This window comes from Bremerella cremea, from assembly GCF_003335505.1.
In the GTDB taxonomy this organism is placed as follows: Bacteria; Planctomycetota; Planctomycetia; order Pirellulales; family Pirellulaceae; genus Bremerella; species Bremerella cremea_A.
In genome coordinates this window covers 13,649-27,930 of sequence record NZ_QPEX01000024.1, presented here as the reverse complement: position 1 = coordinate 27,930, position 14,282 = coordinate 13,649, and the positions used below count along the sequence as shown (strand labels likewise).

At 53.4% G+C, this 14,282-nt stretch carries 13 protein-coding genes; 6 read left to right on the top strand and 7 right to left on the bottom strand.

The window, feature by feature from the left end; genetic code table 11:
• Positions 1-135: 135 nt before the first annotated feature.
• Positions 136-2,271 (bottom strand): carboxy terminal-processing peptidase, encoded by a 2,136-nt coding sequence (locus tag DTL42_RS11435; protein ID WP_114368863.1) that lies wholly within the window; start codon positions 2,269-2,271, stop codon positions 136-138.
• 320 nt (positions 2,272-2,591) lie between these two features.
• Here DTL42_RS11435 and DTL42_RS11430 point away from each other — a divergent pair, with 320 nt between their 5' ends.
• Together DTL42_RS11430 and DTL42_RS11425 are read left to right on the top strand one after the other, a co-directional pair.
• The gene (locus DTL42_RS11430; RefSeq protein ID WP_234824171.1) at positions 2,592-4,466 is read left to right on the top strand and encodes a sigma 54-interacting transcriptional regulator; all 1,875 of its coding nucleotides are present in this window, start codon (positions 2,592-2,594) and stop codon (positions 4,464-4,466) included.
• A 190-nt stretch (positions 4,467-4,656) separates the two neighbouring features.
• Positions 4,657-5,541: a YheT family hydrolase gene (locus DTL42_RS11425; protein WP_158545334.1), complete on the top strand. Its 885-nt coding sequence runs from the start codon at positions 4,657-4,659 to the stop codon at positions 5,539-5,541.
• A 19-nt stretch (positions 5,542-5,560) separates the two neighbouring features.
• Here DTL42_RS11425 and DTL42_RS11420 read toward each other — a convergent pair whose 3' ends face one another.
• The 6 genes from DTL42_RS11420 to DTL42_RS11395 all read right to left on the bottom strand — a co-directional run bounded on the left by DTL42_RS11420 (position 5,561) and on the right by DTL42_RS11395 (position 10,100).
• Positions 5,561-6,622 (bottom strand): hypothetical protein, encoded by a 1,062-nt coding sequence (locus DTL42_RS11420; RefSeq protein WP_114368861.1) that lies wholly within the window; start codon positions 6,620-6,622, stop codon positions 5,561-5,563.
• Between the two features lie 215 nt (positions 6,623-6,837).
• Positions 6,838-7,569 carry an acireductone synthase gene (gene mtnC / locus DTL42_RS11415; protein ID WP_114368860.1) on the bottom strand — a complete coding sequence of 244 codons (732 nt, stop codon included), beginning with the start codon at positions 7,567-7,569 and terminating at the stop codon, positions 6,838-6,840.
• Complete coding sequence (locus DTL42_RS11410; RefSeq protein WP_114368859.1) at positions 7,569-8,150, bottom strand: 1,2-dihydroxy-3-keto-5-methylthiopentene dioxygenase; 582 nt, start codon at positions 8,148-8,150, stop codon at positions 7,569-7,571. Before DTL42_RS11410 ends, mtnC begins: the two co-directional genes overlap by 1 nt.
• A gap of 77 nt (positions 8,151-8,227) precedes the next feature.
• A complete protein-coding gene (gene mtnB, locus DTL42_RS11405) occupies positions 8,228-8,938 on the bottom strand; it encodes a methylthioribulose 1-phosphate dehydratase (protein WP_114368858.1) in 711 nt (236 codons plus the stop codon).
• Between the two features lie 135 nt (positions 8,939-9,073).
• Positions 9,074-9,649: a tRNA-(ms[2]io[6]A)-hydroxylase gene (locus tag DTL42_RS11400; RefSeq protein ID WP_114368857.1), complete on the bottom strand. Its 576-nt coding sequence runs from the start codon at positions 9,647-9,649 to the stop codon at positions 9,074-9,076.
• Positions 9,650-9,806: 157 nt separating this feature from the next.
• A complete protein-coding gene (locus DTL42_RS11395) occupies positions 9,807-10,100 on the bottom strand; it encodes a hypothetical protein (RefSeq protein ID WP_114368856.1) in 294 nt (97 codons plus the stop codon).
• A gap of 551 nt (positions 10,101-10,651) precedes the next feature.
• Here DTL42_RS11395 and DTL42_RS11390 point away from each other — a divergent pair.
• The 4 genes from DTL42_RS11390 (at position 10,652) to DTL42_RS11375 (ending at position 14,270) form a co-directional block, all read left to right on the top strand.
• Positions 10,652-11,611: a glycosyltransferase gene (locus DTL42_RS11390; RefSeq protein ID WP_158545333.1), complete on the top strand. Its 960-nt coding sequence runs from the start codon at positions 10,652-10,654 to the stop codon at positions 11,609-11,611.
• A 13-nt stretch (positions 11,612-11,624) separates the two neighbouring features.
• Complete coding sequence (locus DTL42_RS11385; RefSeq protein WP_114368854.1) at positions 11,625-12,425, top strand: hypothetical protein; 801 nt, start codon at positions 11,625-11,627, stop codon at positions 12,423-12,425.
• Positions 12,426-12,486: 61 nt separating this feature from the next.
• Positions 12,487-13,308, top strand: a complete 822-nt coding sequence (locus DTL42_RS11380; protein ID WP_114368853.1) for a hypothetical protein — start codon at positions 12,487-12,489, stop codon at positions 13,306-13,308.
• Positions 13,305-14,270: a polysaccharide deacetylase family protein gene (locus DTL42_RS11375; RefSeq protein WP_114368852.1), complete on the top strand. Its 966-nt coding sequence runs from the start codon at positions 13,305-13,307 to the stop codon at positions 14,268-14,270. Before DTL42_RS11380 ends, DTL42_RS11375 begins: the two co-directional genes overlap by 4 nt.
• Positions 14,271-14,282 lie beyond the last annotated feature (12 nt).

Here is a 14,282-nt window from a genome sequence, read left to right as displayed (position 1 = left end):
CCTACCGGTTATTCGTCTCTCGGTGCCAATTATGGCGCCGAATTCAGCAAGCTTCCAGCGATGCTCAGCCATAAAAAAAGGGCCTGCCGAAGCAGACCCTTTCATGCAAGGTTTCATTCTTTGGTCGGGGCGAACTTAGTTGTTCGCGGCGACCTTCTGTTGTTCTAGTAGACGGACGTAGTCCTCGGTGATGTCGATCACTTCGTCGAAGTAGTAGTCTTTTTCGACCACTTGGTTCGGGTCTTCCTTGTTTTCGTTGACCAAGCTTTCGATCTCTTTTTCTCGTTCGCTCAGGGCATCGTATTCGGCCATGAACTTCTCTTTGTTGAGATCGACTTGCTTCTTATCCTTCTGTTCAAGGTAAGTGTTGATCATCTTGTCCATCTTGGCAAAGCCTTCGGACGACTCGCGACGTTTGGCCGACAAGCGGTTTAGTTCCGCCACGATGGGAGCCGCGTTGGCGTTGCTCTTGGGGTACTCGGTCGTTTTCACCGTGTCGAACGGAACTGGGTAGTCGAGGTCACCCTCGGCGATGTCCATGTTCGTGGTCAACGAAGGCAAAGCGACGTCAGCTTCAACCCCTTTCAACTGCGTGCTCTTGCCGCTTGGGCGATAGAACTTCTGCAGCGTGATCTTCAAGGCGCCCAGCGACGGTGGATTGACCGGATTGGCACCGATCAGTTCTTCGCGGCCCAGGTCGAGTAGCGTTTGCACGGTACCTTTTCCGTGGGTTTGCTTATCGCCAACGACGATACCACGACCATAGTCTTGGATGGCACCTGCCAGAATTTCGCTGGCACTAGCGCTCATCTTGCTGGTCAGCACAACCAACGGGCCATCCCACAACATCGACTTGTTGACGTCGTCGTAGGCGTTGACGTTGTTGTCGGAATCTTTCACTTGAACCACTGGACCGCGATCGATGAATAAGCCGGTCAGGTCGATCGCTTCGGTCAAGCTACCACCACCGTTTCGACGCAGGTCGAGCACGACAGCTTGGACACCCTTTTCGCGGAATTCGAGCAACAAGCGAGCCACGTCAATCGTGCTGCGTTTGAAGTTCCGTTTACCGGCGCGTGCACCTTCCATGTCCATGTAGAACGAGGGAAGATCGATCCAACCAATCTTGAGGCTTTGGCCGCTACCGTCGTCCAGCGGTTGATCGATGATCTCGCCGCGAGCTTCGCTATCGGTCAGTTCCACTTTGGCGCGGGTAACGTTGTAGATCTTGGTCTCTCCCTTACCTTTCTTTTTGACGCCCAAGCGAACAACGGTGTTGGCCTTGCCGCGGATCATGTCGACCACATCGTTCAGCTTCATGTCGATCACGTCGACCATTTCGCCGTCGGTACCTTGACCGACACTCACGATGACGTCTTCTGGTTCGAGCTTTTCTTCTGGGTTCTTCTTGCCAAGCTTATCGGCAGCACCGCCAGGAATCACTTTCGAGACCTTGCAGAAACCATCTTCCGATTGCAGGGCAGCCCCAATACCTTCCAGGTTCAACCGCATCTGGATGTTGAAGTTCTCCAGCGTGCCAGGCGACATGTAGGTGGTGTGTGGGTCGTACGAGGAAGTGATCGAAGTCAGAAACACTTCCAACAGTTCGTCCTCGCTGGTCTGGCCGATCCGGCGGGAATAGCTGTGGTAACGTTTGCGAATCCGCTCCTTGGCTTCTTCCAATGTTTTGCCGTCGGCCATCTGCGAGAGCAGGTCGTACTTGATTCGTTTCCGCCAGCGATCGGTCGCTTCAGCCGCATTGGCTGGGTAGTTGACCTTATCGCCGTCGGTGATGAAGACTTCGTCTTCATCGAAGTTAAAGTCATGGTTTGCGAGCAGGTCGTCGACGGTTTGCACGCGTTCTAGAGTGCGTTTGGTGAAGCGATCGAAGACCATGTGAGCGAATTCGGTGTTGCCACTGCGGACCTGATCGTCCAGCAACTTGCGGTTCGCGGCAAATTCGTTGACGTCTTGCTGAGTGAAGTACAACTTCAACGGATCCCAGAACTTGAGGAACTTGTCGAAAGCCCGTTCCGAGATGGTGTCGTCCAGCGGAGCGTTCGAGAGGTGATCGCGAAGCAACAAACGCGAAACCATCCGCGAAATGTGACGCTCCGGCAGGTTGTTTACCGGCGGGCCAATGGGAGGCTGAGCCGGCGCAACCTGAGGAACTAGCGAGGCAGCGACCAAAGCAGCGAAGGTAGCTAATGCCGTGAAAAGAAAAATCGCCGGATGGCGCAGATCAGTCCACTTCCGTCGAACGTTTGCCATGGTAATTCCTTAATCGCAAAAATATGCGTCGATATGTGAGATTAGTGGATTGAGGGCAGCGGGAGGGGTTAGCCTTATCGTATCTGGGTCGGCAACTTCACTCAAGCCGAATGCACTAAACCAGATACGGCGATTCAAGCCGCCTAATCCATGTAAACACCGATTCCATACGCTGGCATCGGTAATAAGGTTGTTACCGCAGCGGCTTATTTCCTGCGTTTTCATTGGCGAAATTTGTGACCCGACTGGCAATTTACCGTGTAAATTCCGTAAGATAAGGCAGCATCTGAGTTTAGTGAATCCATCGCGGACCCGTTCGCGTGTCATCAGAAACCGGGGAATGTTCGACTGAGCTAATGGCGATCTATAGCTACCTAAAGATGATTTCCGGTAACGGACCGGGGAAGAGTTTTCCCTTAGACGCAACGCACGATAACCTTATCGGACGCGGGTTGGAGTGTGATATCACCTTAACCGACCCCCTCTGTTCGCGTGTGCATGCGGCCATTTTTTCGAAGGAGGGGAAGTGGTTTGTCCAAGATCGCGAGAGTCGGAACGGCAGCTATTTAAACGACGCCCAAATTAAAGACGCCGAACTTAAAGACGGCTCCCGCTTGAGGTTAGGTGATACTGAATTCACTTTTAACCACAGCGCCCAGCCCCCCACATCGCACGATGAGCTCCCTTTGAGCATGACTCAGACCATTGTGCGGAATATGCCGGTTAATCCGCAAGATACGAACCTGATTGCGCTAAAGGAGCTAAAAGACTACCAGCAGGCTCAGCGACTTTTGTTGCTGCACCAGTTTGCGATCCGCCTATTGGGGGAGGACGACCCCAATACGATTATCCAGGTCACCTTGGAAATGGTCAAAGAGCAGACTCAGGCCGTAGTGGTGGGTTTTTTATGGCTCAGTGATGATGGACAGTTAAGAGCCAAACGAATCTATCCCGAAGATACCGAAGGCCCTGCTCCGCTAAGCGAAGCGCTAACCGAGATCGTTACCAAAAAGGGGAATGCCGTCTGGATAGCCAACGAGGCCCCTGGCGAGACCAGTAAGAAGCTTACCCATTTTGCCGATGCGATTTGTGTTCCTCTAATTCACTCGAAAAAAACGTTTGGAGCCTTGCACCTTTATCGCGAGCGAGAAAGATTCTGGCACAACGAACTCGATTTTGCGATTTCGGTAGGCAATATCTTAACGATTGCCCTGTTGCGGGCCTGGCGAGTGACTCAGTTGCAAGCAGGCTATCAGCGATTAGTGGATAAGTCGGCCGCATTCGACGAGTTAATCGGCGAGAGCCCAGCCATGGGGGAGTTAAAGCAGAAGATCACGCGCATCTCGAAAGCGGCTGGCTGCGTGTTAGTGCGGGGCGAGAGTGGTTCGGGCAAGGAATTGGTGGCCCGCGCCTTGCATAAGGCTTCGAATCGCTCCGACCGTCCGATGCTCAGCGTGAATTGTGCCGCCCTGCCAGAGAACCTGATGGAGAGCCAGCTATTTGGTCATAAGAAGGGCGCGTTTACCGGGGCCGACTCAGATCATATTGGCTTTTTTCAGCAAGCGGACACAGGAACTTTATTCTTAGACGAAGTGGGTGAGCTAACGCTCGACGGTCAGGCCAAGTTGCTCCGAATTCTAGAAGGGCACCCATTCCTTCCTTTAGGGGCGACTAAAGAAGTGAGTGTCGATGTTCGGGTGATCGCTGCCACCAATCGAGACTTGGCCGAGTTCGTCCGAGAGAAGCGGTTCCGAGAAGATCTCTATTACCGATTAAGTGTCTTTGAGTTATACATTCCTCCGCTACGAGAACGTGGAAAAGATGTTCTTATGCTAGCGGAGCACTTCCTCGAGCATTTTCGCAAGTCGCACGGCAGGCCACTGCTGACGCTATCGGAAAGTGCCAAGAAGAAACTGGCCGACTACGCTTGGCCTGGCAATGTGAGACAGCTTCGCAATGTGATCGACAGTAGCGTAGTGCTGGCCGATGGCGAATCGATCCAAGCCCATGATTTAGGGCTTCGAGATGCTGGTCTTAATGGACCAGAGTCGTTAAGGTTTGACTATTGGGAAAAAAAACTGATCGAAGAAGCCCTCTCCCGAACTGGAGGGAACATTCCCGAGGCCGTAAAATTGCTTGGTACTAGCCGAGCAACGTTGTATCGAAAAATCGAAGAGTATCAAATTCAACGCTAGATCGCCCGACTGCATGGAAGGCAGGGGAACACCCTGCGGCAGAATAATGTTGGCCCGTTCTCCTTTAGTCTTGACCTCAGTGAGGCCCTTTCGGCCTCATCCTTTGTTTCGGAACTCGCACGCGCAAACCATATTGGCTGCGTTCTGGTCGGGGCACAATATTTCGTATCAAGCTCGTCAACATTTTGTGGTGTTTGACGACGGTGATCAAATTGTTCTGCACGACGATTGCCCCAAAACCTGGAAGCCTGGGCAACGCGCTGTGCTGATGGTCCATGGCCTAGGAGGCAGCCACAGCAGCAGCAACCTGGTGCGGATCTCGCATAAGTTAAATATGTTGGGCATTCGCACCTTCCGGGTCGACCTGCGTGGTTGCGGTGCCGGCAGCACGCTGGCGAAACGCCCTTTTCATGCTGGGTGCAGCGAGGATATCGCTCAGGCCGTAGAAACGGTTAGTGCTCTGTGTCTGGGATCTCCCATCACGTTGAACGGCTATTCGATGGGAGCCAATATTGTCTTAAAGTTGGCTGGCGAAATCGGTTCAGGGCGACTGGGTGGCGTCGATAGTGTGATGGCGGTTGCGCCACCGATCGACTTGGGCTATTGTAGCCGCAACATGAATCGCGGATTCAATCGGCTGTACGATTGGGACTTCTCGCGTCGGTTGGTCCGAATGGTGCAAGGGCGAATCGAGAAAGACGAAAACTACTACGATGGTTTTCAGTTCAACGAGAAGCCGTGGCGACTGATCGAGTTCGATACCATCTTCACGGCTCCGCAGTGTGGATTCGAGTCGGCGGAAGATTACTACACCCAAGCCAGTTCCGCCCGGCTGCTACCGAAAATTCAAATTCCTGGCCTGATCTTGGCAGCGGACGACGATAGCGTGGTCCCGATCGAGATTTTCAAAAAGAATCCTCGTTCCAGCAGTGTCGAGCTTGAGGTTACCAAGGGGGGCGGTCATCTCGGTTTCATTGCCCCGCGAACCATTGTGCCAGATCGTCGTTGGATGGACCAACGCGTTGTTCATTGGATCGCGAAGCTCGATGGGCATAGCGCCTTTCTCGACGATTAGCCGGCTGGTTTTCTGCAGCTTAGTTCACAGAAACGGCTGAGTTCGCAATCGACGATTCATCGGTAACGCGAGCGCGACTAATCGCTTGTATGCCGTTGCACCGATCCAAATTCGCTCGTGCTTCTTGAAGCCGGTAGTAGGCATCAACCACAGGGGGTGGCAGTTCTCGGGCCGCTTTTTCAGGCGAGGTTCGTAGCCACTTTTCAACGTTGGTGTGTTGCTGGGAAGGGTGAACGATAGAAGTGAGGTAGTCCAGCGGCGAATCAATTCGGCGGTGTTGGATTTGGGCGTCGTACTTTCGACGCACCTCCTGCCAATTGGCTTCCTCGCGTACATAATGGCCGGCCGTATTGGCCGCATGGCGATCGCCAGCCAGGTACAACGCTACCATGTAACGTGATTCTGGGAGTTCGTTTTCCTTCGAGGGGCCACCAGGCACGATCGGCTGACGCATCTTGGCGCGGCAACGGACGGTCATCGTATCGGCCGACCAGCCTTCTGGAACTGCCAAGATCACGCCCAGTGTGGTTGTCCCTTCCAGGCTCGTTTGCGGCGTGCGATTGAAGCGAAAGTAAACTCCGCGGCCTCGATGGATGGTACCACTGGCCGAGACCAGCTTCATCTCCGGAATCACATCGACTTTTTCCACCGACGATTGCTTACGGCTGATACCAAGCGAGCCGTTGCCACCCAAATTCGGCGTGAGCGTCTGATTGGCGATCAGTTTGCCGTCGACGTTGTATTCAACGCGTTTCTCTTGCGAGATGTTGCCAGCGTAAGGGCTTTGCAGCGTGGTTTGTGGCGAGAAGTCTTCGATTTGAATGTTCGGATTATGGGGCTCGATCAGGAAGGTGGTCTCGGTTAGGTCTTTCGAGATTCGCGAGTCGACCATTGTCGAGATCATCACGTCTAATTGCATCAGCCGATATCCGGGCCGTTGCAGTTGGAACTCGGGAGTCGTGATATCGTGGGCAGGCGTGAGATAGCCGACATCGAATTGAACAGGCGAACCAGCCCAAAGCAGCGCAGGGGAGGTGGCGAGAAATCCAATAGCTATCAATTGCCGGACGGTGCGAACCATTTTTGCTGGCCTTTATGCGATTCCTAAGTAGTCTTCGCGGCGTCAAAGCAGGTCGCATTCCGTGCGATTGAGAAAGTCCTATCCTTCCGTGCTGGCCGAATCCATTTCGATCACGAGGTATCCTATGCTACGTATCGAGTGCGGCAAGGGTTGGCGAAAACCAGCAGAGAAATCGCTGGTTTTCGCTAATTTGGTTGTCTGCTGGCGAAGCAACGCTAGCCGAGAGAAACTTGGGAGAAGCTGGCGATCGGCTCGTGGCCATGGCCTTCTTCCACCGGTTTGTTACCGGGGCGAATGCTCAGTCGGGTCTCCATGCCTGCTTCACGGGCCGCATCAAGCTCGGCGGTGACATCGCTGATGAACAGCACCTTTTCGCCTGCTTCACCGATCTCGGCAGCAATGGTGAGGTAGCTCTGAGTTTCCTTCTTGGGCCCCGTGGTCGTATCGAAATGGCCTGAGAAATAGGGGAGAAGGTTGCCGGCTTCGCTGTGCCCAAAGAACAACTTTTGGGCGGCGATACTGCCGGACGAATAGATATAGACTCGCAAGCCAGCCGAGGTCCATGCTTCCAGGGCCTCGGGGACGTCTTGGTAAACCTGGGCGACCAGTTCACCACGTTCAAAGCCATCTTTCCAGATCATGCCTTGCAGCTGCTTTAAACCGGTCGCTTTCACATCGTCAGCCATGAGACGGCGAATCTCGCTAGCGACCCGTTCGCGTCGTGACGATTCGTCGGTCAGATCAGCGGTCCAGGCCAAAAAGCTTTGGTGTCCGGCATCTTGGGCAATTTGATCGAGGACCGGCGAGAGTTCTGGCGCGTTCCAGGCACACTCTAGGTAGTTGTCTAGTTCGCGCAGGACAAACGGAAACATCACGTCATACACGAAGCTGACGCTGGATGTGGTGCCTTCGATGTCAAGCAGGATGCAGTTCCAAGGTGATGCCATTAGAGTTTCACCACAGGGTCAATGTCGTCCGCTTTCGGCAGGAAATCGGGGCCCCAGCACAGAGGCGAATACTTAACGTGCACGCCGTCGTCCATGTAATGCGGCGTCCAACCGGAAGGATCTTCGAACAGACGGATGCAACGAATGTGGCGATCGCTGCAAAGGTTGAACCAATGCTGCGTGTCGCGTGGCACATTGATCAAATCGCCTGATTCAACGAGGACAGCAAAGACTGGCCCGTTTTCAGGATTGATATGAAACACGCCCCGACCTTCTACCGTGAAGCGAACTTCGTCTTCGCTGTGGGTGTGTTCTTTATTGAATTTCTCGAGCATCGCATCGAGGTTGGGTGTTTCTGGCGAGACATTGATCACGTCGGCGGTGACAAACCCGCCCTGTTTTTTCAGGCGCTCAATTTCCGGCGAGTAGGCTTCTAAGATCTCTTCATTGGTCGCTTTTTCGCCAATGCGACCAGCGACATCCCACTTTTCGTACCAGATGCCAAACGGCTGCAGAAAGTCGCGAATCTCTTGCACTTCGGTCAGTGTGCGGTTTTCGTCAGGAATGGAAATGCTGGCCATGATGCCGGAAGCTCCCATCGCCGTGAGGGGCGAAATTTGGTGGAAGGTGAACGTGTGCGAATAAGAAAAGGGGATTGCTAGGCGGGGTTACAAAGCTTTCCCTGTGCTGAAAGTTTACGCCCTAAGACTTCAAAGAGAAACTCATAAACCTCGATGTGGCGACGAGCTTCCGCGACGTCTTCTCCCCAAGTGTATAGGCCGTGGTTGCGAATCAAAAAGCCGTGAATCGGCGGTTGCGACTCGTCATGCAGGCGTTTGTCGACCTTCTCGGCCAGCTTAGGAATGTCTTGCGTATTGTCGAAGATCGGCACCGATTCGACGTGGCGGTGCGTTTTCACGCCAGCCAAGCCCTTGAGCATTTCGTAATCTTCGATCTCGAAACTACCTTGGGCTGCGAAGTGGTCGGACAATAGCGTGCCCCATACCGAATGGGTATGCAGTACCGAGCCAACGCCTTCCAGCCGAGCGAGAACAACATGCAACAACGTTTCCGCTGAAGAACGGGGTTGATCGGTGGTGGGTTGATTGTTGGTATCGACCTGAACGCCGTCGTAGTTGCAGCGAACGAAGTCTTTGGGCCGCAGACGCCCCTTATCCATACCGCTGGCCGTGACAACCAACTGAAGCGGGCTGCGATTGAGAACCACGCTGTAATTGCTGCTGGTGCCGACTGACCAACCGCGTTGGAAGAAGTACTGGCCGGTCTCGCGCAATTCGGCGATGGCTTTTTCAGCTCCGGCTAGGGCAGGATGGGAAGGGGAGGGGGTGACTTCGGTATCGGTAGTCATAAGGCTCGAAATTATCTTCCGCCAGGCCGGACGAATTGGGGGTCGCCTCGGTCATCGGCAAGCAGGGCGAGTAAAAAGTGTGAGTTTAGCAAATCGGGGGCAGGGTTCAACGGAACAAGCCTACGTGAGGGAAGCTTAGCTATGCATGCGCGCGTTTTCGTATCCCTTGGCAATAATCGCTGCTTCCGCCGTGGCAAGCTCGTCCAGGCGGGCCATCACTTCTTTTTCTGGGGCATAGTGCTTCGCTAATCGCACATAAACGGCGTGATGCCGGGCCTCGGATTCAAACAAACTATCGTAAAAGTCGCGTAACTCTGCATCAGGTAGGTGCTTGCGGAGTTGGCCGAATCGCTCGCAACTCCGTGCTTCGATCAGTCCGGCAATCAGCAAGCGATCAACGGCTCGCTGTGGTTCCTGGTTGCGGATCAGTTCGTGCAGCTGGTTACCGTAATTACTTGGCTTGAGGCGGAGGAACTTGATTCCACGTTTTTTTAGTAGGTCGAGCACCATGTGAAAGTGTTCGAGTTCTTCGTTGACGATCGAAGTCATTTCGCGGCATAGCTCTTCATCTTCGACATAAGCGAAGATCAGGTTCAACGCTGTGCCAGCCGCTTTCTTTTCGCAGTGGGCGTGATCGATCAGGACCAAGTCGGTGTGCTTTTCGACTTGATCGAGCCAACGCTGGCTTGATTCGGACTTTAAATGCAGCATGGATCTATCTCGTGAATTGGGTTTTCACAAGCCAATTTAGTGTCCCTGCCGCGAAAGAACGAGGGGTGTCTGCCGGGGGCAAGCATAAGAAAAGCCCCTCCATTTTGCCAAATAGAGGGGCTCGCATGAAAAGGTGACCCGTGCGTTCGTGATTCACTTAAAAGCGAACACCGAAGTTGAACCCACGACCGTTGATCTGGATTCCACTCCCTCCGTAGTACGGATACGGGCTGTAATAGCGGTAGCTGGGACGATAGTAGTTGCGACCGTAATACGATGGTCCACGATGATACGAATGGTAGCCATAGCCGTGCCCGTGGTGGTAGCCGTAATTGCCATGGTGTCCGTGATGGCCGTGATGACCATGGTGCGGTCCGCCAGCTTCGGCATTGGATGCGGCACCAAACATCAAACCAGTGGCAACAATCGCAGCAAGCAATAACGATTTCATGATGAACTCTCCAGAATTGAGTGATTTCTTATCTGGCAGCGATGACATTGTCGTGATCAAGCTGCCGAGCCCGAGGTGGTTTGACAGCTAAATAATGCAGAAGGAATGCCAAAAACGCTACGAATAGCGCAAGTCGTTATGCTGTAAATGCTTGCACTATTTGTAGTGTTTAGGGAAACGAGGAGGTGTGTTGTCGATGTGACAACTTTCATCTCAAAAGATGACACAGAGGATGTCATTCTGATTGATCCGCGCTCGTTTCTCTTGTGGGTATCCTCGGCGGCTATATTGGGGGCTTGTCGTGCTTTCGCCTAAGCTGGTTCGGAATTAGAGGATGCCAGCAAGGCATGCTTCGTATACCTCAGGAGGCTGGTGAAAATCGTTATATCTTGCCTAGTTGAAATAATTCTTATAAAGCGCAGGGCGTTTGTACTCCGATGGTATTACCAGGCTCTTGGACCTAGCGAGGGGGAGGAGCAGGGAAAGTGGTCTGGGGCAGGAATGATCATTTTTTGTGACGGTCGTCATTTTGAATGCCAGCCGAGATACGCATGACAAGCGCGGATATAAGTATTGTTGTCACGACGTTTGAGCGTCCTGGCCATCTAAGGAATTGCCTGCGTTCTTTAGAGAACCAAGATTTCGACGCCAGACGCTGCGAAGTGATCGTGGCCGATGATGGTTCTGCGGGAAGCGAAACCGAAGCGTGTGTGGCCGAGTTTGCCCAGCGATGGGGGGGCCGCACCCTCTTTCTTACCCAAGCCAAAGCTGGTTTTCGTCTAGCAATGTGCCGTAACAAAGCGGCAGCCGTGTCGCAGGGGCCCGAGCTGATCTTCCTGGATGGAGATTGCATTGTGCCCCCCCAGTTTGTCCGTTCCATGGTCGAAGGATTGCAGCCTGGGGTCGTGTTGGCGAGCGATTGCTACCGTTTGTCTGAAAAGGCCACCCAATCAATCAACGGCGATCGCATTGACGCTTGGGATGTGGAAAAACTGATTTGCCAAAACGAGGTGAAGCGTCTCTCGCGCAAGACCTTTCGGGCACGTGTTTATTCTCTGCTTTCTCTGCCGATGCGTCCGCGCCTGACTGGTTGTGCGTTTGCCTGCCGACGGGAAGATTTACTTGGCATCAACGGCTTCGACGAAAACTTCGTTGGTTGGGGATTCGAGGATCGCGATATCCAGCGTCGCTTTTTACGCAACGGGATTCGTACGAAGACGGTCTTGCATCGCGTGAAAGCGATTCATCTTTGGCATCCCTTCGATCCCACGTTTGCTCGTAACGGAGAAGGCACAGCCAATCGCGCGTACTACGAACAATCGCCAGTGATGCCGTTTTGCCAGCATGGCATGAACCAGTACTTGGATGGTTCCGTTCCTTATCAGACTTACGATCGTCCCTTGTCCTCCAGGCTCGCAGAGCCTGCTGCACTGCCGGTGGCTCAAGCTTCCAGCGGAACGTTAATCACTCCTCCTTCGAATGCGTCCGCTCTTTCGGTCTCGCTTGGATAAGGAAAGCTCAACCATGAAGATCCGTTGTTTCAAGCATCAAGGCCCGTTGAATCGAATCGAACGCGTTTGCTTGCGATCGTTTGCGGTACACCATGGGGAAGTTGAACTGTTGACCTACTGCCCGCAAGAGAACTTGCCTGAGGGAGTACGTGCTGTTGACGCCAACGAGATAGTGCCGCAGTCCAGCGAGCTATTTCGCCGCAACTCGCAAGCCGGTATCGCGGCGATGATCCGGTGGAAAACATTGCTTGAACATGGTGGCTGTTTTATCTCGACCGACGTACTTTGCATCCGCCCTTTCGACTTCGATCAGCCGGTTGTCTTCGGGCGGAAGTCGGATATCGATTGGTGCCCTTGGGGGCTTTCCGTATTAATCACGCCTCCCGCGCATCCGCTGCCCCGCTTCATGTTGAATCGTTGCCTGCAGCCTCATTTTCCGGTAGCTGGCGAGAAGTTGCGGCATCGCTGGAAGAAAGCCTTTCGGAGGCGATTTACCCACAATCTGAAACCAATTCGCTCATGGATGGTCGGCGACGAGGGTGGTTTTCAGGTGGCCATACGGACGCTGGAAATGGAAAACCTCGCATTGCCAATTCCTGTCTTCTATCCCATTCATGAAGCGCGCTGGCGAAGCCCCTACGACGAGACGTTTCGCGATGATTGGCCCATGCTCGATTCGACACGAGCCGTCTATTTGAATTCTTTTGAGGCCAAGCGAAATCGATTTGATTTCGAGGCCCCCTTTGTTCCAGGTTCATTGCTAGATTATTACCAGCGGCAATACTTCGGCGGATATTCCAAGGTGGCCGCCTAAGCAGGGAAGAGCGTTCTTTTTAATCCAAGGTAACAACCCTCGCAGGGAAGCGTGGCGAACAATGAGTGCAACTTTACGAATTCAAACGCTATGGATTGGAGAACGTTTATCGCGTTTGGAGCGTCTTTGTTTGGCATCGTTCGTTTATCACGGTCATCCAGTCGACCTTTATACGTATGGCGAAATTGCCGGCGTGCCCCCTGGGGTTCAGGTATGCGACGCGAACGAAATTATTCCTGAGAGCCAAGTGTTTACTTACTTCAACGGCTCGTTCGCTGGCTTTGCCGATTTGTTTCGCTGGAAATTGTTGCTCGATCGTGGCGGCTGCTGGATCGATACCGACATGCTTTGTGTCCGCCCGTTTGATTTTGAACAGCCCATCGTTTTCGGGCGAGAAATCGATCTCGCGAAACATATTCATTGGACAGCGGCCGTGGGGGTGTTGATCTTTCCTCAGGGGCACGAAGTGTGCGCTTATATGGTTGATCGCTGCCGGAATCCCCATCGGCTTGATTGGACCGATCGCCCCAAGCAAATCGCGCAAAAGCTGTACCGCCGTCTGTCAGGCAATCCGGCGCCGGTTGGTTGGGGAAGTGCTGGCGGCCCCATCGGGTTTTCTCACGCAGCCCGTAAATTCCAATTGCAGAAGTATGAAGTTCCGACCACGGTGTTTTATCCCGTCTCAGGAGCCCACTGGCAAACGCCATTCGATCGGACCTATCAAGGCAATTATCAGTTGTATAACGCAACGTGTGGAATCCATCTTTGGAACGAAATCCTCCGTCGTGAAGACTTCGATAAAGACGCGTCTTACCAGGCCGGCTCGTTGATGGAACATTACCAACAGTTGTACTTGCCAGAAGAGATAAGGATTGCGGCATGACGTTGCTTACCTATCGCAAAATGGCCAAGCAAGCCGAAAAATTGGGGCTGAACCGTTTGGTGCGTTTGGTCGGTTCGTGGCGTGGCTTGCTGGTGCTGACCTATCACCGGATCGGGAATGCCGAGCAGTGTGAGTTCGATCGCGGCGTTTATAGTACGGATGAAGCGACGTTTGCCCGGCAGATGGAATTCATTCGTCGCCACTTTGAAGTTGTGAGTGTCGACGATGTCATGCGAAAACCGGCCGACCATTGGAAGAGACGCCAGGCAGTTCTGGTTACCTTCGACGACGGCTACATCGATAACTACGAAATTGCCTTTCCCATTTTAAAACGCCTCGATATTCCCGCGTTGTTTTTCGTAACCAGCGGGTTCATCGATCAAAGGTCGATTGCCTGGTGGGATGAAATCGCTTGGATGATGCGAAAGCAATATGCTGGCGTTGAAGAAGACCAGGTCGACGATGCGATTGTGGACGTCGTCGAGAAGTTCTACGAGATCTCCGCGTCTGAGAGTGAAGACTATTTGAATCGCGTGGGCGATCAAGCGCAAACCGGTCGATATCAAGGGGCTTCACCAGTATGGATGAACTGGGGAATGCTGCGAGAGATGGCCGCAGCTGGCATGAGCTTCGGAGGACATACCGTCTCGCACCCGATTCTTACGCGTACAAGTACCAGCAACTGGGAACATGAACTCACCGAAGGCCGCCGCCGCTTAGAGGAAGAACTGGATGTCGACGTCCAGGTCTTCAGCTATCCCGTTGGTAACCCCGATTGTTTTAGTTCCGACTTGAAACAGCAAACGGCCAAGCATTACCAAGCCGCTTTCAGTTGCTACGGTGGCGTGAACCAAGGGAAGGCCGCAGGAAGCTGGGATCGTTTTGATCTGCGGCGTTGGCCTGTCTATGGACCGATGCGGCAATTTCGGATGACGACAACGTGGCCGCAGCTTCTTAATTAGAGCAAGGATTGA

Coding starts and splice junctions, on each gene's coding strand:
- mtnB (WP_114368858.1), bottom strand. CDS start 8,938: ATGACTACCGATACCGAAGTCACCCCCTCCCCTTCCCATCCTGCCCTA.
- DTL42_RS11435 (WP_114368863.1), bottom strand. CDS start 2,271: ATGGCAAACGTTCGACGGAAGTGGACTGATCTGCGCCATCCGGCGATT.
- DTL42_RS11380 (WP_114368853.1), top strand. CDS start 12,487: ATGAGTGCAACTTTACGAATTCAAACGCTATGGATTGGAGAACGTTTA.
- DTL42_RS11375 (WP_114368852.1), top strand. CDS start 13,305: ATGACGTTGCTTACCTATCGCAAAATGGCCAAGCAAGCCGAAAAATTG.
- DTL42_RS11400 (WP_114368857.1), bottom strand. CDS start 9,649: ATGCTGCATTTAAAGTCCGAATCAAGCCAGCGTTGGCTCGATCAAGTC.
- DTL42_RS11390 (WP_158545333.1), top strand. CDS start 10,652: ATGACAAGCGCGGATATAAGTATTGTTGTCACGACGTTTGAGCGTCCT.
- mtnC (WP_114368860.1), bottom strand. CDS start 7,569: ATGGCATCACCTTGGAACTGCATCCTGCTTGACATCGAAGGCACCACA.
- DTL42_RS11410 (WP_114368859.1), bottom strand. CDS start 8,150: ATGGCCAGCATTTCCATTCCTGACGAAAACCGCACACTGACCGAAGTG.
- DTL42_RS11395 (WP_114368856.1), bottom strand. CDS start 10,100: ATGAAATCGTTATTGCTTGCTGCGATTGTTGCCACTGGTTTGATGTTT.
- DTL42_RS11385 (WP_114368854.1), top strand. CDS start 11,625: ATGAAGATCCGTTGTTTCAAGCATCAAGGCCCGTTGAATCGAATCGAA.
- DTL42_RS11420 (WP_114368861.1), bottom strand. CDS start 6,622: ATGGTTCGCACCGTCCGGCAATTGATAGCTATTGGATTTCTCGCCACC.